The following is a 20,752-nucleotide window of genomic DNA, read 5'->3' as shown; positions in this document are numbered from 1 at the left end:
CTCACGATCCTGGCGACACCGGGTTGCTTCCGGTAACGCGGCATCATTAAATGCCCTAAGAAACCCGCTACCGGATACCGCCATGACCACCGCTTACACCGTTATCGATACCGTCCCTTCGGCAGAGGACTTTTGCCGTTTACGGCTGATCTCCGGTATGTCACCCCGACCGCTTGAAGGCGTGAAAGCAGGGCTGCCGCGCAGCTGCTATGGCGTCCATATTCTCTGGCAGGGAATTCCGGTTGGCATGGGTCGTATCGTGGGTGATGGCGCCATCAATTTCGAGATTGTCGATGTTGCAGTCGACCCGGTGCACCAGGGAAAGGGCCTGGGCAGGCTCATTATGGAGAAGATCGTCGGTTGGCTGGATGCCAACGCCTGCCAGGGAGCGTATGTTTCGCTGGTCGCTGATGTCCCCGAGCTGTATGCGAAGTTTGGTTTTGCGTCCGTGCGCCCGGCAAGCGACGGGATGGCCAAAGTCTGGTAGTCAGGCGCAGAACACAGCAAGGGTTTTTCCTCTCAGGAAATCATTGTTGTCCAAATGGCAACTCGTACTGCCGCGCAATAGCCATTACTCTGTACGCCACTATTCTCGCGGGGGTCCTATGGCACGCTTTCTCATCTGCAGTTTTGCGCTGGTTTTACTCTATCCATCCGGCATCGATATGTATCTGGTTGGGTTGCCGCGCATTGCGCAGGACCTCGGCGCCAGCGAAGCCCAGCTGCATATTGCGTTTTCGGTTTATCTGGCAGGTATGGCGACCGCGATGCTATTTGCCGGCAGAATAGCCGATAAGTCAGGACGCAAACCGGTCGCAATATTCGGCTCCACGATTTTTATTCTGGCCTCTTTGCTCTGTGCACACGCGCATACCAGCACTCTCTTCCTGATCGGACGTTTTATCCAGGGGATTGGGGCGGGGAGCTGCTACGTCGTCGCGTTTGCCGTACTGCGCGATACGCTCGACGATCGCCGCCGCGCCAAGGTGCTGTCACTGTTGAATGGCATCACCTGTATTATCCCGGTCCTGGCACCCGTTCTGGGCCACCTGATTATGCTGAAATACCCGTGGCAGAGTCTGTTCTACACCATGACCGGCATGGGCGTGATGGTTGGCCTGCTCTCAGTCTTTATGCTGCGAGAAACGCGACCAACAGTCACCGCACATGATACCGCCGGGCAGGGTGACGTCTCTGAATCATTGCTGAACCGCTTTTTCCTCAGTCGCATCGTCATTACCACCCTCAGCGTCACGGCAATCCTTACATACGTTAACGTCTCCCCGGTATTGATGATGGAAGAGATGGGTTTCGATCGCGGACAGTATTCGATGGCAATGGCCCTCATGGCGCTGGTCAGCATGACGGTGTCGTTCTCAACGCCCTTTGCGCTCACCCTGTTTAAGCCGCGTACTCTGATGCTGACATCACAGGTGATGTTCTTTATTGCCGGGACATTGCTCGGCCTCGCCACCAGCCAGACGGTAACCCTCCTGGGCCTGGCGCTGATTTGCGCCGGCTTCTCCGTGGGCTTTGGCGTCGCCATGAGCCAGGCGCTGGGGCCGTTCACCCTGCGGGCGGGAGTAGCCAGCTCCGCGCTGGGGATTGCTCAGGTCTGCGGTTCTTCGGTATGGATTTGGCTGGCAGCCATCATTGGGCTAAGCGCCACGAATATGCTGATCGGGATTCTCATTGGCTGTAGCATAGTGAGCATTGTTCTGATTCTGGCCGCTTCCCCTACCCGGGCCGCGCAACATTATGAAGAAACCCCTGTCGAGTCTCGATCTTAATTTATTACTCTGCCTGCAGCTTCTGACGCAGGAGCTCAGCGTGACCCGCACGGCGAAACGCATGAACGTTTCGCCGTCGGCGGTGAGTAAATCGCTGGCCAAGCTGCGCACCTGGTTTGACGATCCGCTGTTTGTCAAAACGCCGCTCGGCCTGTCGCCGACGCCGCTAATGACCAGTATGGAGCAGGATCTGGCGGACTGGATGCAGATGGGCAACCAGATCCTTGATAAACCCCATCACATCATGCCTAGCGGCCTGAAATTCGAGCTGGCGGCGGAAGTACCGCTGCTGATGATCCTGTTTAATTCGCTGTCGCAGCAAATCTACCAACGCTATCCCCAGGCGCTGATCCGTCTGCGCAACTGGGACTATGATTCGCTGGATGCGATTATTCGCGGTGAGGTCGATATCGGTTTCTGCGGGCGCGAAACGCACCCGCGCTCACGGGAGCAGCTCAGCCAGCTGCCGTGGTATATCGATTTCGAAGTCCTGTTTACCGACCTGCCTCAGGTTTGGCTGCGCGCGGACCATCCGGCACTCGCCGAAGAGTGGAATCTGGAGACTTTTTTACGCTATCCGCATATCAATATCAGCTGGGAACAGAGCGATACCTGGGCACTGGATGACGTTCTGCACGATCTGGGGCACAAACGAAACGTCGCACTAACGCTGCCGGGGTTTGAACAATCGCTGTTTATGGCCGCCCAGCCGAATCACACCATGCTGGCCACCGCGCCGCGTTACTGCCATCACTATAACCGGCAGCACCATCTGCCGCTGGTATCGCGCCCGCTACCGCTGGAGCCGTTATTACTGGAAAAAACGAGGGTGCCATTTACCTTGCTATGGCACAAGCGCAATAGCGATAACCCGAAGATCGTCTGGCTCAAAGATACCCTCAAGCGACTCTACGCTGACCCGCTCTGACGCGATTTTCCCGGTCATTCTCTCCTGACTGCGCAAGAAATTGTAAAATTCTCGCAAATCCCCTTTTCAAGGGGGGATTTCCGCATTAAAACCTATCAATACCAGGTGATAATAGACCCCCACTAATTTTTCTCTGACCATTAATCACGGAGCGACGAATGGCAACGCATTTTGCAAGAGGGATACTCAGTACCAGGGAGCCGCTATCGACAAGACTGTCCGCGGCCTGTCATCAATCCGCACAACGCCTGCCAGAATACCGGCAGACTCGCTATCGCGCATCGCGCTCACTGCTCGCCGAGCTGCTGTTTATGCTATATGGCATTAGCGAGCTTCCGGAAATTATCAGCGAAGATAATGGCAGACCCGTTTTTCTCGATCCCCACCTGCCCCGTTTTTCCATCTCGTATGCCGGAAACATTGTCGGCGTAACCTTAACGACGGAAGGCGATTGCGGACTGGATATGGAGCTTCAGCACGCCTCGCGCGGCGTCCATCCACTACACGACGCTAACCGCTACGTTTTCAACAGCAATGAGAATTTATGGATTAACATTCAGCACGATCCCGATGAAGCACGCGCCCAGCTGGTGGCGCTGCGCCGGAGCGTGCTGAAGCTGACCGGTGAATCCCCCATCCGCCTGCAGCTGCTGCCAGGTGCAGGTCGACTACGAACAACCAACATGCAGCCTGTTGAAGCCCTGTGTGATGCAGAAACGGTACTGGTCTGGTCGATTGCCGCTACGCCGGGTATCGGCCAGCTAAAAGTCTGGGAATACAATTGTCAGGAAGGCTGGCGTAGTCTGCCAGACGCACAGATGCGAGCAAAAGAGCCCTCTGCCCGCCTGATGCGTTTTACCAGCCTGTCAGCGGAAAAAGCATTCTCCCTCAACTAACCGGCCTGTCCGGCTATCATGATGCAAAGGAGCAATCATGTCTGATACGTTGAACGTTGTTACGCTACTCGGAAGTCTGCGCAAGGGATCTTTTAATGGCATGGTCGCTCGTACCCTGCCGGGTATTGCGCCGGCGGGTATGGAAATTTCCGCGCTGCCGTCGATTGGCGATATTCCGTTATATGATGCGGATGTCCAGCAGGAAGACGGTTTTCCGCAAAGTGTGCAGGAAATTGCCCGCCAGATTCGCGAAGCAGATGGCGTGGTCATCGTCACGCCGGAGTATAACTACTCCGTTCCTGGCGGCCTGAAAAATGCGATTGACTGGCTGTCACGCCTGCCTGAACAACCGCTGTCCGGGAAACCCGTTCTGATTCAAACCAGCTCAATGGGCGCTATCGGCGGTGCTCGCTGCCAGTATCACCTGCGTCAAATTCTGGTGTTCCTTGATGCAATGGTGATGAACAAACCTGAGTTTATGGGTGGCGTGATTCAGAACAAGGTCGATCCGCAGTCAGGAGAAGTGGTCGATCAGAGCACGCTCGATCATCTGAGCGGACAGCTGAGCGCCTTTGGCGAATATATTCAGCGGGTTAAAGCATAAGGTTATTTCCCCTCTCCCTTGGAGGGAGAGGGGATCGTACGGGCAAATCAGTATCGATAAATCAATGGGCGTCGATAAACACGATTTTCAGCACGAACAGCAGTGACACGATAATCACACACGGGCTGAGGTCACGCAGGCGACCGGTACCAATCTTCATCACGCAATAAGAGATAAAGCCTAACGCAATCCCTTCAGTAATCGAGAAGCTGAACGGCATCATCACCGCAGTGATAAAGGCCGGTACCGCTTCAGTCAGATCGTCCCACTTCACGCGCGACAGGCTGGAAGTCATCAGTACACCAACATAAATCAGCGCACCCGCAGCCGCATAGGCTGGTACCATCCCCGCCAGCGGCGAGAGGAAAATCACCAGCAGGAACAGAATCCCCACGACAACCGCCGTCAGGCCGGTACGCCCGCCGACGGAAACGCCGGAGGAGGATTCGATATAGGCAGTCACGGAAGAGGTACCGATAAAGGAGCCTGCCACCGATGAAATACTGTCGACAAACAGCGCCTGCTTCATCCGCGGGAATTTGCCTTTCTCATCGGCCAGACCGGCTTTATCGGTCACACCGATCAAGGTACCGGAGGAGTCGAACAGGTTGACCAGCATGAAGGAGAAGATGACGCCAGCCAGGCCGAGATTAAACGAGCCAGCCAAATCAACGTGGCCGATAACCGACGTAATGCTCGGCGGAGCGGAAACAATACCGGTGTAGTGAACATCACCCAGCATCCAGCCCAGCAGCGTCGTGACGACAATGGAGACCAGCACCGCGGCATGAATGTTACGAGACGCGAGAATAGCGATGATAAAGAAGCCGAGAATCCCCAGCAGCACGCTGTGGGAAGTCAGGTTTCCGATGCTTACCAGCGTATCTTTGTTGGCGACAATCACGCCGGCATTTTTCAGCCCCATCATGCCGATAAACAACCCGATACCGCTGGTGATCCCCACGCGCAGGCTGACCGGAATATTGGCAATCATCCAGTAACGGACGCGGAAAATGGTCAGCAGCAGCAGACCAACGGCGCCCCAGAAGATAGCCCCCATCCCCACCTGCCACGGCAGACCCATCGCCTGGACGACGACAAAGGCAAAGAAGGCGTTCAGCCCCATTGCCGGTGCCAGAGCAACCGGCAGGTTAGCAAACAGCCCCATCAGAATACTACCGAAGGCGGCGATCAGACAGGTCGTCACAAATACAGCGCTGGTATCCATACCCGCTACGCCAAGAATCTGTGGGTTAACAAAAACAATGTAGACCATTGTCAAAAAGGTAGTGAAACCTGCTATCGCTTCGGTACGTGCCGTCGTGCCGTGTTCACGTAGTTTGAACACGCGCTCCAGCAGACCCTGGCCAGAAGACTGGCTGGTTTGTTGTTGACTCATTATCGGTTTCCGAACAAAAGGAGGGAAAATTCGTCGCTATCCTATACCAAAATGCGACACCAGGGGCAGTTGTATGGTAATTTTTTTCATTGAATTTGCTTATACGGCAACGATTGCGTCCTGTGAATATGCATGACGAAAACGTTAACTTATTAAAATGGAAACGGCATGTCCCAAATAGAAGCCCTGTTTTTCGACTGTGACGGCACGCTGGTCGATAGCGAAGTGATCTGTTCTCGCGCGTATGTTCACATGTTTAAAGCATTTGGCATTACCCTGGATTTAGACGAGATTTTTAAGCGTTTCAAAGGGGTAAAGCTCTACGAAATCATTGATACCATCAATGCAGAGTACGGTGTCGACCTACAAAAGCCGGAGCTTGAACCGCTCTACCGTGCTGAAGTCGCGCGCCTGTTTGATTCTGAACTAGAGGCGATTCCCGGAGCGAAAGCGCTGCTGGACGCGGTCAGCGTGCCGATGTGCGTAGTTTCTAACGGCCCGGTCAGCAAAATGCAGCACTCGCTGGGAAGAACCGGTATGGTGCACCATTTTCCCGACCAGCTGTACAGCGGTTACGATATCCAGCGCTGGAAGCCCGATCCGGCACTGATGTTCCACGCGGCAAAAGCCATGAACGTTAACGTCGAAAACTGCATTCTGGTGGATGATTCCACCGCTGGCGCTCAGTCAGGTATCGATGCGGGAATGGAAGTGTTTTACTTCTGCGCTGACCCGCACAACAAACCGATCGATCATCCAAAAGTGACGACTTTTACCGATTTAGCGCAGCTGCCAGGGCTGTGGAAAGCGCGTGGGTGGAATATTACGCGTTAATGAAAAAAGCCGGATGGCGCTAGCGCTTATCCGGCCTACAGGATCCGTAGATTTGTTGCCCCGCTAAGCGTAACGTCACCGGGCATTTTACTGCGGATCACTCCTTCGGATCTTTACCCGCCAGCAGCTTGTCCAGCTCATCGCCGCCAACGTGGCGGAAATCCTGGCCTTTCACGAAGTAGAAAATGTACTCACAAATATTCTGGCAGCGGTCGCCGATACGCTCGATAGAGCGTGCGCAGAACAGAGCAGTCAGTACGCTTGGGATCGTACGCGGATCTTCCATCATATAGGTCATCAGCTGACGCACGATGCCCTCATATTCCTGATCAACTTTCTTATCTTCGCGATAGATACGCACAGCCTCGTCCAGATCCATGCGAGCAAAGGCGTCCAGCACGTCATGCAGCATCTGCACGGTATGGCGCCCCAGCGACTCCAGGCTGACCAGCAGCGGCTGGTGCTGTTGGGAGAATTTCTCCAGCGCGGTGCTACAAATTTTGTCAGCGACGTCGCCGATACGTTCCAGCTCCGCGATGGTTTTAATAATCGCCATCACTAAACGCAGGTCGCTGGCAGTTGGCTGACGCTTGGCGATGATGCGTACGCAGGCTTCATCAATAGCGACTTCCATCATGTTGACCTGTTTATCGCCTTCAATCACGCGCTTTGCCAGATCGCTGTCCTGATTGTGCATCGCGGTGATTGCATCAGAAAGCTGCTGTTCTACCAGCCCACCCATGGTCAACACCTGGGTGCGGATATACTCCAGTTCTGCATTGAACTGGCCGGAAATATGTTTATTAAGATTTAGGTTGTCCATGGTGTCTCCTGAATGCCCAACGGGTTAGATCCTGTGTAAGCAGAAGGGCAATCAACCGTAGCGGCCAGTAATATAATCTTCAGTTTGTTTCTTCGCGGGCTTGGTAAACAGATCATCCGTGTTACTGAATTCAATCAGCTCGCCAAGATACATAAATGCCGTATGGTCTGAACAACGCGCAGCCTGCTGCATGTTGTGGGTAACGATAACGACGGTGTAATCCTGTTTCAGTTCAGTGATAAGCTCTTCAATGCGCCCGGTAGAGATCGGGTCCAGCGCTGAACACGGCTCATCAAGCAGCAGGACTTCCGGGCGAATAGCGATGCCGCGCGCGATGCACAGACGCTGCTGCTGACCGCCGGAGAGAGAATACCCGCTCTGATGCAGCTTATCTTTGGTTTCGTTCCATAATGCGGCTTTGGTCAGTGCCCACTGCACGCGTTCGTCCATATCGGCACGCGACAGCTTTTCAAACAGGCGAACGCCAAAGGCGATGTTGTCATAAATCGACATCGGGAACGGCGTTGGCTTCTGGAAGACCATACCGACTTTCGCACGCAGCAGAGCGATATCCTGAGTATTGGTCAGAATATTGTCGCCATCCAGCAGAATTTCACCTTCCGCACGCTGCTCCGGGTACAGTTCAAACATTTTGTTGAACGTCCGTAACAGGGTCGATTTCCCGCAGCCTGACGGTCCGATAAACGCCGTAACCTGGTTTTTGGTGATATCCAGGTTGATGTTCTTCAGGGCATGGAATTTTCCGTAGTAGAAGTTCAGGTTACGAACTGAAAGCTTACCCGGGGTCGCATTCACCATACTCATCAATCTCTTCCTCATTCAGCGCCGCATTTCGCCGCGCTGCAAAAATTAACCGTGTTTATTCTTCGCGAAAACAACGCGCGCCAGAATGTTCAGCAGCAATACGCACAGGGTGATAATCAATACCCCGGCCCATGCCAGTTGCTGCCACTCCGCGAACGGACTCATGGCAAATTTGAAAATGGTCACCGGCAGATTAGCAATCGGCTGCATCATATCGGTGCTCCAGAACTGGTTGGAGAGCGCGGTGAACAGCAGCGGTGCCGTTTCCCCGGCGATACGCGCGATAGCCAGCAGAATCCCCGTCATGATGCCGGACACGGAGGCCTTCAGGGTGATCGCTGAAATCATCTTCCACTTCGGTGTACCCAGTGCATAAGCCGCTTCACGCAGGCTGTCAGGCACCAGTTTCAGCATATTCTCCGTGGTTCGAATGACGATAGGCACCTGCAGCAGCGCCAGAGCAATTACGCCCGCCCAGCCGGAAAAGTGCTGCATCTGCGCCACCACGATCGTGTAGACAAACAGGCCAACCACGATGGACGGCGCGGAAAGCAGGATATCGTTAATAAAACGAATCACTTCCGCCAGCACAGACTTACGCCCATATTCCGCCAGATAAATACCCGCCATAATGCCCAGCGGCGTACCAAAAATAGTCGACCACAGGATCAGCAAACCGCTGCCCGCCAGGGCATTCGCCAGACCACCGCCTGCGGTGTTCGGCGGCGGCGTCATTTCGGTAAACAGCGCCAGACTCATGCCATCAATACCGCGGGTCACGGTCGCCATCAGGATCCAGATAAGCCAGAACAGCCCGAATACCATCGTTCCCATCGACAGGGTCAGGGCAATACGGTTTTTCAGCCGGCGCCTGGCCTGCATTTTACGGCGGGATTCCGCCAGCTCTGCGCTGGTTTGCAATTCGATCGTCGCCATCAGCGTGCTCCCTCATTCTTCGCCAGACGCATCACCATGAACTTCGAGGCGGCGAGAACAATAAAGGTAATCACAAAGAGAATCAGCCCCAGCTCCATCAGCGCCGCCACGTGGAGGCCGGTTTCCGCTTCGGCAAACTCATTTGCCAGCGCGGAGGTGATACTGTTGCCTGGCATATACAGCGAAGCGCTATCCAGCTGGTAGGTGTTACCGATAATAAAGGTCACCGCCATGGTTTCCCCCAACGCGCGCCCCAGACCGAGCATCACGCCGCCGATAACGCCATTTTTGGTAAACGGTAGCACGATACGCCAGATAACCTCCCAGGTCGTGCAGCCAATCCCGTAGGCCGACTCTTTCATCATGACCGGAGTCTGTTCAAACACATCACGCATTACCGCAGCAATGTACGGAATAATCATGATGGCCAGAATGACGCCCGCAGCCAGAATCCCGATCCCAAACGCCGGACCGGCAAAGAGCGCGCCGACAAACGGAATCGTCGACAGAACGTTGCCCACCGGCTCCTGGAAGTAGGTCGCAAACAGCGGGGCAAAAATAAACAGCCCCCACATGCCGTAAACGATACTGGGGATTGCCGCCAGCAGTTCAATCGCGATACCAAGCGGACGTTTCAACCATCCCGGCGAGAGTTCGGTCAGGAACAGCGCGATGCCAAAGCTCACCGGTACGGCGATCAGCAGCGCAATAAACGAGGTCACCAGCGTCCCGTAGATGGGTACCAGCGCACCGAAAATTTCGTTGGGCGCATCCCATTCTTTGGTCCACAAAAAGGAAAAACCAAACTTCTGAATGCTTGGCCATGAAGAGATGATGAGGGAAACGATGATGCCGCCCAGCATCAATAGCACAATCAGCGCCGCCAGTTTGACCAGCACGCCGAAAATTATGTCACCCTTTTTCCCCGGAGGGTTAAATGCCGGCTTGGTTGCAGCCATAGATTACTCTTTAAGTTCGGGCCTGGAAGCGCGCATTTTACCGTGCCTCCAGGCTAACGTAATGCTATACCCTAAATAATTCGAGTTGCAGCAAGGCGGCAAGCTTGTGACCCCCCAGGAGCATAGATTCACTATGTGACTGGGGTAAGCAAGTGCAGCCAACGCAGCTGCGGCTCGAAGTCTGACGGGTATTTAGTACAGCGCTTTACCGCTGCTGTCTTTCACGTTGGTTTTCCATGCAGCGCGAACCTGCTCAACCACGGCTTCCGGCAGCGTTGCGTAATCCAGTGCGTTAGCTTCTTTACCGCCGTTTTTGTACGCCCAGTCGAAGAACTTCAGCACTTCAGCCGTCTGCTCTGGCTTGGTGGTCGCTTTGTGAACCAGGATAAAGGTCGTTGAGGTGATCGGCCATGCATTATCACCTTTCTGGTTAGTCAGATCCTGTGCGAAGGATTTGCTCCAGTCGATACCTTTTGCTGCGTTAGCAAAGTTATCTTCAGTCGGGCTAACCGGCTTACCATCGGCAGAAAGCAGCTTGGTGTAGGCCAGGTTGTTCTGCTTAGCATAAGCGTATTCTACGTAGCCAATGGAGCCCGGCAGACGTTGAACGAAGGCGGCGATGCCGTCGTTGCCTTTGCCGCCCAGACCGGTCGGCCAGTTAACGGTTGAGCCTGCGCCAATCTTAGATTTCCACTCTTCGTTCACTTTCGCCAGGTAGCTGGTGAAAACGAAGGAGGTACCAGAACCATCGGCGCGACGAACCACGGCGATATTCTGCGACGGCAGCTTCATGCCTGGGTTGAGTTTAGCGATCGCTTCGTCATCCCATTTTTTAATTTTGCCCAGGTAGATATCACCCAGCGTTTTACCGTCCAGAACCAGCTCACCAGACTTCACACCCGGCAGGTTGATTGCCAGAACCACACCGCCGATAACGGTCGGGAACTGGAACAGACCTTCCTGGGCCAGTTTGTCATCGGCCAGAGGAGCATCAGAAGCACCGAAATCAACGGTGTTAGCAATAATTTGTTTTACACCACCGGAGGAGCCAATGCCCTGGTAGTTCACTTTATTGCCGGTTTCTTTCTGATAGGTATCAGCCCATTTGGCATACACCGGCGCCGGGAAAGTTGCGCCCGCGCCAGTCAGACTTGCAGCTGCAAATGCAGAGAAAGCGCTCATCGATAAGGTCGCGGCGACAACTGTTGCGACGGTGGTACGCATAACGTTCATAATGTCTCCTGCTGGATTCGTAAATCGTTGTTTCGAGGCTATGGTGAGCAAAATAGGACAAAGAAGTGACAGTAAAATGTACGAATTATTACAGTTTTATGACACCCAAAAAGACAGCCGAGAGGCGAAAATAAAAACAATATAAATCATACTGTTAATTATTTAAGTGACGGTAAGTTTGCAGAAAAATTTTCTTTTTATGACACTGAAATTATCGTCGAAAATGACAGTTTGTCATTAAGCCGCGCCGCAGCATTTTTCACCCGCAGGATAAAAAAATCGCCGGTAATAAAAAAAGGGCCGCCGGATGGCAGCCCTTTTTATGCTGTGAGTCGGTTTATTCTACGGTGACCGATTTTGCCAGGTTACGTGGCTGATCGACGTCAGTGCCTTTAATCAGCGCAACGTGATAGGCCAGCAGCTGCAGCGGCACGGTGTAGAAGATTGGCGCAATCACCTCTTCAACATGCGGCATTTCGATGATGTGCATATTGTCGCTGCTGCTGAAACCCGCTTCGCCATCGGCGAAGACGTACAGTTGACCACCACGCGCGCGAACTTCTTCAATGTTGGATTTCAACTTCTCCAGCAATTCATTATTCGGCGCGACAACGATCACCGGCATTTCAGCATCAATCAGGGCCAGAGGGCCGTGTTTCAGCTCGCCGGCTGCGTAGGCTTCCGCGTGGATATACGAGATCTCTTTCAGCTTCAGCGCCCCTTCCAACGCAATCGGGTACTGATCGCCACGGCCAAGGTACAGCGCGTGGTGCTTATCAGAGAAGTTCTCGGCCAGCGCTTCAATACGCTTATCCTGAGACAGCATCTGCTCAATACGGTTCGGCAACGCCTGCAGCCCGTGAACGATATCATGCTCAACGGTGGCATCCTGGCCTTTAAGGCGTGCCAGTTTTGCCACCAGCAGCAGCAATACGGTCAGCTGAGTGGTGAAAGCCTTGGTTGATGCGACGCCAATCTCGGTGCCTGCTTTGGTCATCAGAGACAAATCAGATTCACGGACCAGAGAAGACCCGGCAACGTTACAAATAGCCAGTGAACCAAGGTAGCCCAGCTCTTTTGACAGGCGCAGAGCGGCCAGCGTATCCGCAGTCTCACCGGACTGGGAAAGCGTGATCATCAGGCTGTTGCGACGCACGGCTGATTTGCGATAGCGGAATTCAGAAGCGATTTCAACATCGCACGGTACGCCCGCCAGCGCTTCAAACCAGTAGCGAGAAACCATGCCAGAGTTATACGAGGTGCCGCAGGCAACAATCTGGATATGCTCAACCTGAGACAGCATCTCATTGGCATGCGTACCCAGCTCGCTAAGATCCACTTCACCATGGCTGATACGCCCGGTGAGGGTATTTTTGATAGCGTTCGGCTGTTCGTAAATCTCTTTCTGCATGTAGTGGCGATAGATACCTTTATCGCCGGCATCATATTGCAGGTTGGATTCGATATCCGGGCGTTTCACTTCCGCGCCTGACTTATCAAAAATCACCACGGAGCGGCGGGTCACTTCAGCAATATCGCCCTCTTCGAGGAAGATAAAGCGGCGGGTTACCGGCAGCAGCGCCAGCTGATCGGAGGCAATGAAGTTTTCCCCCATTCCCAGGCCGATAACCAGCGGGCTACCCGAACGCGCAGCCAGCAGAGTACCCGGATCGCGGATATCCATAATCACCGTGCCATAAGCACCGCGCAGCTGCGGGATGGCCCGCAGAACGGCTTCACGCAGCGTGCCGCCTTGCTCCAGTTCCCAGTGAACCAGGTGAGCAATCACCTCAGTATCGGTCTCTGAGGCAAAGATATAGCCGCGGGACTGCAAGAGCTCACGCAGCGGTTCGTGGTTTTCGATGATACCGTTATGGACCACCACAATGTGTTCAGAAACATGCGGATGCGCGTTACCTTCAGACGGCTCACCGTGCGTCGCCCAGCGGGTATGGGCAATCCCCGTACCGCCGTGTAACGGATGCTCTTCTACCGCCTGAGCCAGCATCTGGACTTTACCGAGACGACGAACGCGGGACATATGCCCGGCGTTATCAACCACTGCCAGACCGGCAGAGTCATATCCACGGTATTCCAGACGACGTAAACCTTCGAGAAGGATTTCAGCAATATCACGCTGCGCGACTGCGCCAACAATTCCACACATAGTTAAATTTCCTGATAATGGCGTTATGCCATGCGTTGTCGCTGACCTGTATTACTCTTCGTCTTTCACGCTGTGACTGCGTTGGCTGCACACGCTCACCATGGTCACTGACTTAAGTCAGCGCCCATGAATTCTCACGTTTGCCGCCCTGCCACAATGCGAAATTCTTTGAGTCATGCCCTTTCGGGCGCCCCGAGCCTTGTAGAGAGTGGGGTTATTTTTATGGTACTGCCTGCGGACGGGGCGCTATATTGCGCCTCTCATCCTGATTCACCGGTCGATTTTCACGCCCGGCGACAATCCAAAAATTACTTCTTCTTCACCGGACGCTGCCAGCCCTGTTTATGGACCTGCGGCACACGGCTTAAAACCAGTTCGTTATCAGCAATATCACGCGTCACCGTCGTACCGGCGGCAATCGTGACGCCATTGCCTACGGTCACCGGCGCCACCAGCTGAGTGTCGGACCCGACAAACACATCGTCGCCGATGATGGTTTTAAATTTATTCGCGCCATCGTAGTTACAGGTAATAGTGCCGGCACCGATATTCACATTATCGCCGATTTCTGCATCGCCGAGATAAGTCAGATGCCCGGCTTTCGACCCTTTACCCAGGCGCGCTTTTTTCATTTCGACAAAGTTGCCGACATGCGCGCCTTCCAGCAGCTCAGCGCCAGGGCGAAGACGAGCGAACGGCCCGATGGTACAGGCAGCCTGCAGATGAGCGTCTTCAACCACCGAATAGGGGCTGATCTCACAGTCATCGCCAATGGTGCTGTTTTTAATCACACAGCCGGTACCGATCTTCACGCGCTCGCCCAGTACCACGTTTCCTTCCAGGATAACGTTAGTATCAATCTCCACATCGCGCCCGTGCTGGAGAGTGCCACGCAGATCAAAACGTGCCGGGTCGCGTAGCATCACGCCAGCCAGCAGCAGTTTTTCAGCCTGTTCGGATTGATAAACGCGCTCCAGACGCGATAGCTGCAGGCGGTTGTTCACGCCTTCCACTTCGCTCAAACGCTGCGGATGGACGGCAGCAATTTCCCGACCTTCCTGATACGCCATGGCGATAATATCGGTGATGTAGTATTCGCCCTGTACGTTGTTATTGGTCAGTTTCGCCAGCCAGCGTTTTAAATCCGCCCCACCCGCGATCAAAATCCCGGTATTAATTTCCTGAATTTGACGCTGTTCATCGCTGGCATCTTTGTGCTCAACGATGCCGGTAACCAGGCCGTTTTCACGCGTAATGCGACCGTATCCGCTTGGGTCGTCCAGCTTCACCGTCAGCAGGCCAATGCCGCCCTGCGGTTTTGCCGCGCGCAGACGTTGTAGCGTATCAACGGAAATCAGCGGAACATCGCCATACAGCATCATGATGTCTTCATCATCACGGAAGAACGGCGCCGCCTGCTGCATCGCATGGCCGGTGCCGAGCTGCTCAGCCTGTAAGACCCAGTTAAGATTGTCTTCATGCAGCGTCTGACGAAGCAGATCGCCACCGTGCCCGTACACCAGATGTACGGCTGAAGCACCGAGATCTTTAGTAGCATCAATAACATGCTGCATCATTGGCTTCCCGGCCAGAGAGTGCAGCACCTTCGGAAGATCGGAATACATGCGGGTCCCTTTGCCTGCGGCAAGGATAACCACGCTCATCGCACTGTTTGACATACGCATCCTGACAACTATTAGAACGAAAAGTAAAAGCCTTTCACGTTGAAATATCTACATATTTTTCATCATGAAACGAGACGCGGATAAAACGCCCTGGCTCAACGATATCTACCATTTTATGGTGCTATTTTTCACCGCTGCAAATGAGTTTATCTCCGAAAAAAAACCATAAGGGAGATAAATGCCTGCTATCTCACTGCTTTTGCTGTTTTTTTGACGCCTGAATAAAGCATGGCGATAAAATAAAACAACGTTTTAATATTCATTAATTGTGACGAGGTAAATAGAAACACCATTTCATTATTATGATAATGCTGGTCAATATTTACCCAGGAGACAAAAATGAATAAAAAAATACCTTTGGCATTAGCCCTTTGCAGCTCAATTATCGCATTACCGCTGCAGGCTGACGAGCAACATGTCTGGCGAGGCATCGCTTTTGGTCAATCAACTGACGTGAATTTTTCCTCCAACGTTCTGGCGGAGAAAATTGGCGTTAACGACGTGACGATTGCAGGGAAAAAGCTTACCCCGCAGGATGTTGCCGATCTCAGCGCCCCCGTAACGATTGAGAGCCGAGGCGGAAAAATAGCCAACTCACACGACGGTTTGACCTTCTTTTATACAGAACTGCCGGCCCGGCAGAATTTCATCCTGCAAGCCACGGTCAGGGTCGATCAATTTGGCCCGGAAAATGGCGCCCTTCCGGCAGCACAGGAAGGCGCAGGGCTGCTGGTGCGTGATGTCATCGGCCATCCGCGACAGCAGCCTTTGATGGTTGGTTACGAAGAGTTTCCGGCGGCGTCCAATATGGTTATGAACGCTATTATGACTCAGGATAAAAAAGATCGCTCGCGCGTCAAACTCCAGGCAATATCCCGGGAAGGAATGACTCGACCCTGGGGGAACGCGGGGGCAGCAATCAACCGGCTGAGTTATAAAGAAAATGTCGATATTACACAGACGCCGGCCTTCCAGCTCAGGCTCGAACGTACCAATGAAGGATTTATCACCTCATGGGCGCCGGACGGTAGCGATGCATGGGTGAGCCAAAAGGTGCCTCATGCCGATCTGGTTAATCAGCAGGATAAAAACAACTACTACGTTGGCTTCTTTGCTTCCCGTAACGCCAAAATCACCGTCAGTGACGCTTCACTAGTCACATCGCCAGCGAACACCCTGGTTTCTCAGCCTTATGTTGCCAAAGCCTGGCCGGTAGTGATGCAAATCGCCTCGGGGGCAAAAAGCCAGAGCGCGGAGTATGTATTGCAGGTGCGGGCGAATGATGACGGCGACTTCACCGTTCGTCAGGACGAGGTGACGATCGGGGAGAATAAGAAGGTCAAAGCCGGGGAGATGTTCACTCAGCCCGCCACACTCAAAGATAAAAGTACCTTTGAGATTCAGTTTACACCGGCCAGCAACCAAAAACCGGTTACGCAAAGTCTGACGGTTGAGCGCAGCCTCCACGTTGATGGGAGTACGCTGCATGTTTCTCCAGAGGGTCAGGCGGATGCTAAAGGGACCGTTAATTCCCCGCTGGATCTCTCCACCGCAATAGACCTGCTGCCCCCCGGAGGGAAAATTATTTTAGCCGCCGGGGATTACCCGCAAACGGTCATCCCACTCCAGGCCAGCGGGCTCAAAGAGCAGAGCAAAACGCTACAGGCTGACGGGAAAGCGGTTATTCATGGCCTGCTGCTGGATGCGAACTACTGGCATATCAACGGGATCAATGTCACCGATAAAAGCCTGCGTATTCAGGGTAGCCATAACCTGATCGAGAACGTCACCGCCTACAAAAACGATGATACCGGAATCCAGATCTCCTCTGCGGACAAAATAGGTCGCCCGCTGTGGGCAAGCTACAACCGAGTGGTGAATTCAGAATCCTACGGCAATGTGGATCCCGGTAAGATTAACGCCGACGGTTTTGCCGTCAAAATGCGGGTCGGGGAAGGTAATCGCCTGGAAGGGTGCTACTCACACGATAATATCGATGACGGATTCGACCTGTTTAACAAAATTGAAGACGGTGCCAACGGCGTTGTGGTGATCGAGAATTCAATTGCCCGCAATAATACCAGCAACGGCTTCAAACTCGGTGGGGAAGGGCAGCCGGTAGCCCACGAAATACGTAACAGCATTGCCATCGGTAACCATCTGGACGGATTCACTGATAATTTCAATCCCGGCAAGCTGGTGGTGGTCAATAACGTAGCGGTAGATAACCAGCGCTTTAACTATCTTTTCCGCCCTAGTCCTTACGGTAAACCAGAGACTCAAGGGCACTTCAGCGACAATCTGTCGCTGCGCAGCCAGCCCGGAAAATATGATGATGCCGTCGTCGGCAACGTTGAGGATAACAACTACTTTATTCGCGAGGGGAAAAGCGTCAACGCCGAGGGGAAAACGATTCAGAGTACCGATTACCAATCCCTGACGCTGCCGGTTCCGCTGCTGCGTCGTGCCGATGGCAGTTTTGCTACCGGGGACTTCCTCAGCCGTAACTAGTCTGTCGCGTTTTCTGGAAGACAAAAAACACAAAGGTCGCCCTCAGGCGACCTTTTCCTTTTCTGCTTTACACCGCATGTGTTGTCGTTTTAGTTAGCGGGACAGCGCAAATGCAGTCTGGAAAGTTTTATTCTCAGTTGTTGAAAGTACCAAAGGTAACGTTCATAGCACTGAAGAAAGCGACGATTTTATTGATCAGTTTCATGATGACTTCCTGGATAGCGATTAATTTATGATGGTTTATTTTTGTGATTCACATCATAAAAATAAGTCTACGCCTCATTTTTTAATCGATCAATAAAAATGAGACATTCATCACAAAATTTTTGAACTCGCTTTTTAGTTTCAAATTTTCTGAAACGGAACCATAAAAAAAGCCAGTCTGAACCAGACTGGCTTTTTAACTTTCAAGCCGGTGTTACATCGCTTTTTTGGTCAACTCGATAACGCGCAGTTTGGCGATCGCTTTGGCCAGTTCCGCAGACGCCTGAGCGTAATCCACGTCGCCGTGAGAGCTGTTAATGTGCTCTTCGGCTTTACGCTTCGATTCCAGGGCTCGCGCTTCGTCGAGATCCTGGCCACGAATTGCCGTATCAGCCAGAACGGTCGTGCTACCAGGCTGCACTTCAAGAATGCCGCCGGACAGGTAGATAAACTCTTCATGACCGTGCTGTTTAACGATGCGAATCATACCAGGCTTAATGGCGGTGAGCAGCGGCGCGTGACCCGGGTAAATACCCAGTTCACCTTCACTACCCGTTACCTGGATTTTTTCGACCAGACCGGAGAACATTTGTTGCTCCGCGCTGACGACGTCCAGGTGGTAAGTCATTGCCATATCACCCTCCGATTAAGGCGTTAAAGTTTTTTAGCTTTTTCCACGGCTTCGTCGATAGAACCGACCATGTAGAAAGCCTGCTCTGGCAGGTGATCGTATTCGCCTTCCATGATGCCTTTAAAGCCACGGATGGTATCTTTCAGCGATACGAATTTACCTGGAGAACCGGTAAATACTTCTGCCACGAAGAACGGCTGGGACAGGAAGCGCTGAATTTTACGCGCACGTGCTACCACCAGTTTGTCTTCTTCAGACAGTTCGTCCATACCCAGGATCGCGATGATGTCTTTCAGTTCCTGATAACGCTGCAGGATGGACTGAACGCCACGCGCGGTGTCGTAGTGTTCCTGGCCAACAACCAGCGGATCCAGCTGACGGCTGGTGGAATCCAGTGGGTCAACGGCCGGGTAGATACCCAGAGACGCGATCTGACGGCTCAGTACCACGGTTGCATCTAAGTGAGCAAAGGTGGTGGCTGGTGACGGGTCAGTCAAGTCATCCGCAGGTACGTATACCGCCTGAACGGAAGTGATGGAGCCGGTTTTGGTGGAGGTAATACGCTCCTGCAAAACACCCATCTCTTCAGCCAGCGTTGGCTGATAACCTACCGCAGAAGGCATACGACCCAGCAGTGCTGATACTTCAGTACCGGCCAGGGTATAACGGTAGATGTTATCGACGAACAGCAGTACGTCACGACCTTCGTCACGGAATTTCTCAGCCATAGTCAGACCGGTCAGAGCAACGCGCAGACGGTTTCCCGGTGGCTCGTTCATCTGGCCGTAAACCAGGGATACTTTATCCAGTACGTTGGAGTCGGTCATTTCGTGGTAGAAGTCGTTACCCTCACGAGTACGTTCACCTACGCCCGCAAACACAGAATAACCTGAGTGCTCGATCGCGATGTTACGGATCAGCTCCATCATGTTTACGGTTTTACCCACGCCCGCACCACCGAACAGACCGACTTTACCGCCCTTCGCGAACGGGCAAATCAGGTCCATAACTTTGATACCGGTTTCCAGCAGTTCCTGAGAGCTGGAGAGCTCTTCATAGCTCGGCGCTGCGCGGTGAATAGCCCAACGCTCTTCTTCGCCGATGTCGCCTTTCATATCGATCGGCTGACCCAGGACGTTCATGATACGACCCAGAGTTGCTTTACCTACCGGGACTTCGATCGGGTGTTCGAGATCTTTTACTTCCAGACCACGACGCAGACCGTCGGAAGAACCCATTGCGATGGTACGCACGATACCACCACCGAGCTGCTGCTGAACTTCCAGCACCAGGCTCTCGTTACCATTCTGAACCTCAAGAGCATCGTACACGCGCGGTACGGCATCCTGAGGGAATTCGACGTCAACCACGGCGCCGATTACCTGGACAATTTTTCCAGTAGCCATCTTGAATCCTCTACGAATTAACCTGGTTATACCGCGGATGCACCACCGACGATTTCGGTGAGTTCCTGAGTAATGCTGGCCTGACGAGCTTTGTTGTATACCAACTGCAGCTCTTTAATCAGGCTGCCGCCATTATCGGTAGCGGCTTTCATCGCCACCATACGTGCGGCCTGCTCGCTGGCCAGGTTTTCTACCACGCCCTGATAAACCTGAGATTCCACATAACGACGCAGGAGGGTATCCAGCAGCGCTTTCGGGTCTGGCTCATACAGGTAATCCCAGGATTTACGCTTCAGCTCAGCATCTTCTGATGCCGGTAACGGCAGCAGCTGAGTGATGGTCGGAGTCTGGGACATGGTATTAATAAATTTGTTGCTGACAACGTAAAGCTTGTCCAGACGGCCTTCATCATAGGCCTGCAACATCACTTTTACCGGACCGATCAGTTCGGACAGGGACGGGTTATCACCCATGCCGGTCACCTGGGCGACAATATTGCCACCGACGGAACTAAAGAAAGATACGCCTTTAGAGCCGATCATTGCGATATCGCTCTGAACGCCTTTATCGGACCATACTTTCATATCTGCCAGCACTCGCTTGAACAGGTTAATGTTCAAGCCACCGCACAGACCACGGTCGGTCGACACCACCAGGTAGCCCACGCGTTTCACGTCGCGTTCTTCCAGGTACGGGTGCTTATATTCCAGATTACCGTTTGCAAGGTGACCAATCACTTTGCGCATGGTATCTGCATAAGGACGGCTGGCCGCCATGCGCTCCTGCGATTTACGCATTTTGGAAGCGGCGACCATTTCCATCGCTTTAGTGATCTTTTGCGTGTTCTGGACGCTTGCGATCTTACTACGTATCTCTTTTGCGCCGGCCATGAACTTCTCCTCAATGCCGTGCGGCTTGCCC

The 20,752-nt window shown here is 53.2% G+C and carries 18 protein-coding genes; 7 read left to right on the top strand and 11 right to left on the bottom strand.

The annotated features are described in order from the left end of the window. Positions 1–82: 82 nt before the first annotated feature. From ACMYSK_RS19325 to ACMYSK_RS19305, 5 genes are all read left to right on the top strand, one after another. Positions 83–487, top strand: coding sequence for a GNAT family N-acetyltransferase (locus ACMYSK_RS19325; RefSeq protein WP_434637851.1), 405 nt, complete (start codon positions 83–85; stop codon positions 485–487). Between the two features lie 118 nt (positions 488–605). Further along, entirely contained in the window at positions 606–1,790 is a 1,185-nt protein-coding gene (locus ACMYSK_RS19320) for an MFS transporter (protein ID WP_434637849.1), read from the top strand. Beyond that, positions 1,759–2,718, top strand: coding sequence for an HTH-type transcriptional regulator YidZ (gene yidZ / locus ACMYSK_RS19315; RefSeq protein WP_434637847.1), 960 nt, complete (start codon positions 1,759–1,761; stop codon positions 2,716–2,718). The genes ACMYSK_RS19320 and yidZ overlap by 32 nt, the downstream gene beginning before the upstream one ends. A 311-nt stretch (positions 2,719–3,029) precedes the next feature. Further along, entirely contained in the window at positions 3,030–3,614 is a 585-nt protein-coding gene (locus ACMYSK_RS19310) for a 4'-phosphopantetheinyl transferase family protein (protein ID WP_434644219.1), read from the top strand. 37 nt (positions 3,615–3,651) lie between these two features. Continuing rightward, positions 3,652–4,218 carry an NADPH-dependent FMN reductase gene (locus ACMYSK_RS19305; RefSeq protein ID WP_434637845.1) on the top strand — a complete coding sequence of 189 codons (567 nt, stop codon included), beginning with the start codon at positions 3,652–3,654 and terminating at the stop codon, positions 4,216–4,218. Positions 4,219–4,279: 61 nt separating this feature from the next. Here the strand turns inward: ACMYSK_RS19305 and adeP are convergent, their stop codons facing one another. After that, entirely contained in the window at positions 4,280–5,617 is a 1,338-nt protein-coding gene (gene adeP / locus ACMYSK_RS19300) for an adenine permease AdeP (RefSeq protein WP_434637844.1), read from the bottom strand. Positions 5,618–5,785: 168 nt separating this feature from the next. Here adeP and yieH point away from each other — a divergent pair, with 168 nt between their 5' ends. Further along, positions 5,786–6,451: a 6-phosphogluconate phosphatase gene (gene yieH / locus ACMYSK_RS19295; RefSeq protein WP_434637842.1), complete on the top strand. Its 666-nt coding sequence runs from the start codon at positions 5,786–5,788 to the stop codon at positions 6,449–6,451. A gap of 97 nt (positions 6,452–6,548) precedes the next feature. Here yieH and phoU read toward each other — a convergent pair whose 3' ends face one another. From phoU to glmU, 7 genes are all read right to left on the bottom strand, one after another. Continuing rightward, complete coding sequence (phoU, locus tag ACMYSK_RS19290) at positions 6,549–7,274, bottom strand: phosphate signaling complex protein PhoU (RefSeq protein ID WP_434637840.1); 726 nt, start codon at positions 7,272–7,274, stop codon at positions 6,549–6,551. Between the two features lie 51 nt (positions 7,275–7,325). Next, on the bottom strand, positions 7,326–8,099 hold the full coding sequence (gene pstB / locus ACMYSK_RS19285; protein WP_110276026.1) for a phosphate ABC transporter ATP-binding protein PstB: 774 nt from the start codon (positions 8,097–8,099) through the stop codon (positions 7,326–7,328). 45 nt (positions 8,100–8,144) lie between these two features. After that, a complete protein-coding gene (gene pstA, locus ACMYSK_RS19280) occupies positions 8,145–9,035 on the bottom strand; it encodes a phosphate ABC transporter permease PstA (RefSeq protein WP_434637838.1) in 891 nt (296 codons plus the stop codon). Further along, a complete protein-coding gene (gene pstC, locus ACMYSK_RS19275; protein WP_434637836.1) occupies positions 9,035–9,994 on the bottom strand; it encodes a phosphate ABC transporter permease PstC in 960 nt (319 codons plus the stop codon). The genes pstA and pstC overlap by 1 nt, the downstream gene beginning before the upstream one ends. A 192-nt stretch (positions 9,995–10,186) precedes the next feature. Beyond that, complete coding sequence (gene pstS / locus ACMYSK_RS19270) at positions 10,187–11,227, bottom strand: phosphate ABC transporter substrate-binding protein PstS (RefSeq protein ID WP_434637834.1); 1,041 nt, start codon at positions 11,225–11,227, stop codon at positions 10,187–10,189. A gap of 337 nt (positions 11,228–11,564) precedes the next feature. Further along, positions 11,565–13,394 (bottom strand): glutamine--fructose-6-phosphate transaminase (isomerizing), encoded by a 1,830-nt coding sequence (glmS, locus tag ACMYSK_RS19265; protein WP_434637832.1) that lies wholly within the window; start codon positions 13,392–13,394, stop codon positions 11,565–11,567. Between the two features lie 308 nt (positions 13,395–13,702). After that, positions 13,703–15,073, bottom strand: a complete 1,371-nt coding sequence (gene glmU / locus ACMYSK_RS19260; RefSeq protein WP_434637830.1) for a bifunctional UDP-N-acetylglucosamine diphosphorylase/glucosamine-1-phosphate N-acetyltransferase GlmU — start codon at positions 15,071–15,073, stop codon at positions 13,703–13,705. A 345-nt stretch (positions 15,074–15,418) separates the two neighbouring features. Between glmU and ACMYSK_RS19255 the strand changes: the two genes are divergently transcribed. After that, positions 15,419–17,590 carry a right-handed parallel beta-helix repeat-containing protein gene (locus ACMYSK_RS19255; protein ID WP_434637828.1) on the top strand — a complete coding sequence of 724 codons (2,172 nt, stop codon included), beginning with the start codon at positions 15,419–15,421 and terminating at the stop codon, positions 17,588–17,590. Positions 17,591–18,008: 418 nt separating this feature from the next. Here ACMYSK_RS19255 and ACMYSK_RS19250 read toward each other — a convergent pair whose 3' ends face one another. Genes ACMYSK_RS19250 through atpG form a run of 3 tightly spaced genes read right to left on the bottom strand, consistent with a single transcriptional unit; the run spans position 18,009 to position 20,721 of the window. After that, positions 18,009–18,428, bottom strand: coding sequence for a F0F1 ATP synthase subunit epsilon (locus tag ACMYSK_RS19250; protein WP_434637827.1), 420 nt, complete (start codon positions 18,426–18,428; stop codon positions 18,009–18,011). Positions 18,429–18,448: 20 nt separating this feature from the next. Continuing rightward, the gene (gene atpD / locus ACMYSK_RS19245) at positions 18,449–19,831 is read right to left on the bottom strand and encodes a F0F1 ATP synthase subunit beta (protein ID WP_434637825.1); all 1,383 of its coding nucleotides are present in this window, start codon (positions 19,829–19,831) and stop codon (positions 18,449–18,451) included. Between the two features lie 26 nt (positions 19,832–19,857). Beyond that, positions 19,858–20,721, bottom strand: coding sequence for a F0F1 ATP synthase subunit gamma (atpG, locus tag ACMYSK_RS19240; RefSeq protein ID WP_434637823.1), 864 nt, complete (start codon positions 20,719–20,721; stop codon positions 19,858–19,860). Between the last annotated feature and the right edge of the window lie 31 nt (positions 20,722–20,752).

This window comes from Klebsiella sp. I138, assembly GCF_051131765.1.
Classification (GTDB): Bacteria; Pseudomonadota; Gammaproteobacteria; order Enterobacterales; family Enterobacteriaceae; genus Klebsiella.
This window is presented reverse-complemented; position numbering and strand designations above follow the sequence as displayed.

What these genes read in the sequence shown, in the direction of transcription:
- ACMYSK_RS19325 (WP_434637851.1), top strand. Translation starts at nt 83, where the DNA reads ATGACCACCGCTTACACCGTTATCGATACCGTCCCTTCGGCAGAGGAC.
- ACMYSK_RS19320 (WP_434637849.1), top strand. Translation starts at nt 606, where the DNA reads ATGGCACGCTTTCTCATCTGCAGTTTTGCGCTGGTTTTACTCTATCCA.
- yidZ (WP_434637847.1), top strand. Translation starts at nt 1,759, where the DNA reads ATGAAGAAACCCCTGTCGAGTCTCGATCTTAATTTATTACTCTGCCTG.
- ACMYSK_RS19310 (WP_434644219.1), top strand. Translation starts at nt 3,030, where the DNA reads ATGCTATATGGCATTAGCGAGCTTCCGGAAATTATCAGCGAAGATAAT.
- ACMYSK_RS19305 (WP_434637845.1), top strand. Translation starts at nt 3,652, where the DNA reads ATGTCTGATACGTTGAACGTTGTTACGCTACTCGGAAGTCTGCGCAAG.
- adeP (WP_434637844.1), bottom strand. Translation starts at nt 5,617, where the DNA reads ATGAGTCAACAACAAACCAGCCAGTCTTCTGGCCAGGGTCTGCTGGAG.
- yieH (WP_434637842.1), top strand. Translation starts at nt 5,786, where the DNA reads ATGTCCCAAATAGAAGCCCTGTTTTTCGACTGTGACGGCACGCTGGTC.
- phoU (WP_434637840.1), bottom strand. Translation starts at nt 7,274, where the DNA reads ATGGACAACCTAAATCTTAATAAACATATTTCCGGCCAGTTCAATGCA.
- pstB (WP_110276026.1), bottom strand. Translation starts at nt 8,099, where the DNA reads ATGAGTATGGTGAATGCGACCCCGGGTAAGCTTTCAGTTCGTAACCTG.
- pstA (WP_434637838.1), bottom strand. Translation starts at nt 9,035, where the DNA reads ATGGCGACGATCGAATTGCAAACCAGCGCAGAGCTGGCGGAATCCCGC.
- pstC (WP_434637836.1), bottom strand. Translation starts at nt 9,994, where the DNA reads ATGGCTGCAACCAAGCCGGCATTTAACCCTCCGGGGAAAAAGGGTGAC.
- pstS (WP_434637834.1), bottom strand. Translation starts at nt 11,227, where the DNA reads ATGAACGTTATGCGTACCACCGTCGCAACAGTTGTCGCCGCGACCTTA.
- glmS (WP_434637832.1), bottom strand. Translation starts at nt 13,394, where the DNA reads ATGTGTGGAATTGTTGGCGCAGTCGCGCAGCGTGATATTGCTGAAATC.
- glmU (WP_434637830.1), bottom strand. Translation starts at nt 15,073, where the DNA reads ATGTCAAACAGTGCGATGAGCGTGGTTATCCTTGCCGCAGGCAAAGGG.
- ACMYSK_RS19255 (WP_434637828.1), top strand. Translation starts at nt 15,419, where the DNA reads ATGAATAAAAAAATACCTTTGGCATTAGCCCTTTGCAGCTCAATTATC.
- ACMYSK_RS19250 (WP_434637827.1), bottom strand. Translation starts at nt 18,428, where the DNA reads ATGGCAATGACTTACCACCTGGACGTCGTCAGCGCGGAGCAACAAATG.
- atpD (WP_434637825.1), bottom strand. Translation starts at nt 19,831, where the DNA reads ATGGCTACTGGAAAAATTGTCCAGGTAATCGGCGCCGTGGTTGACGTC.
- atpG (WP_434637823.1), bottom strand. Translation starts at nt 20,721, where the DNA reads ATGGCCGGCGCAAAAGAGATACGTAGTAAGATCGCAAGCGTCCAGAAC.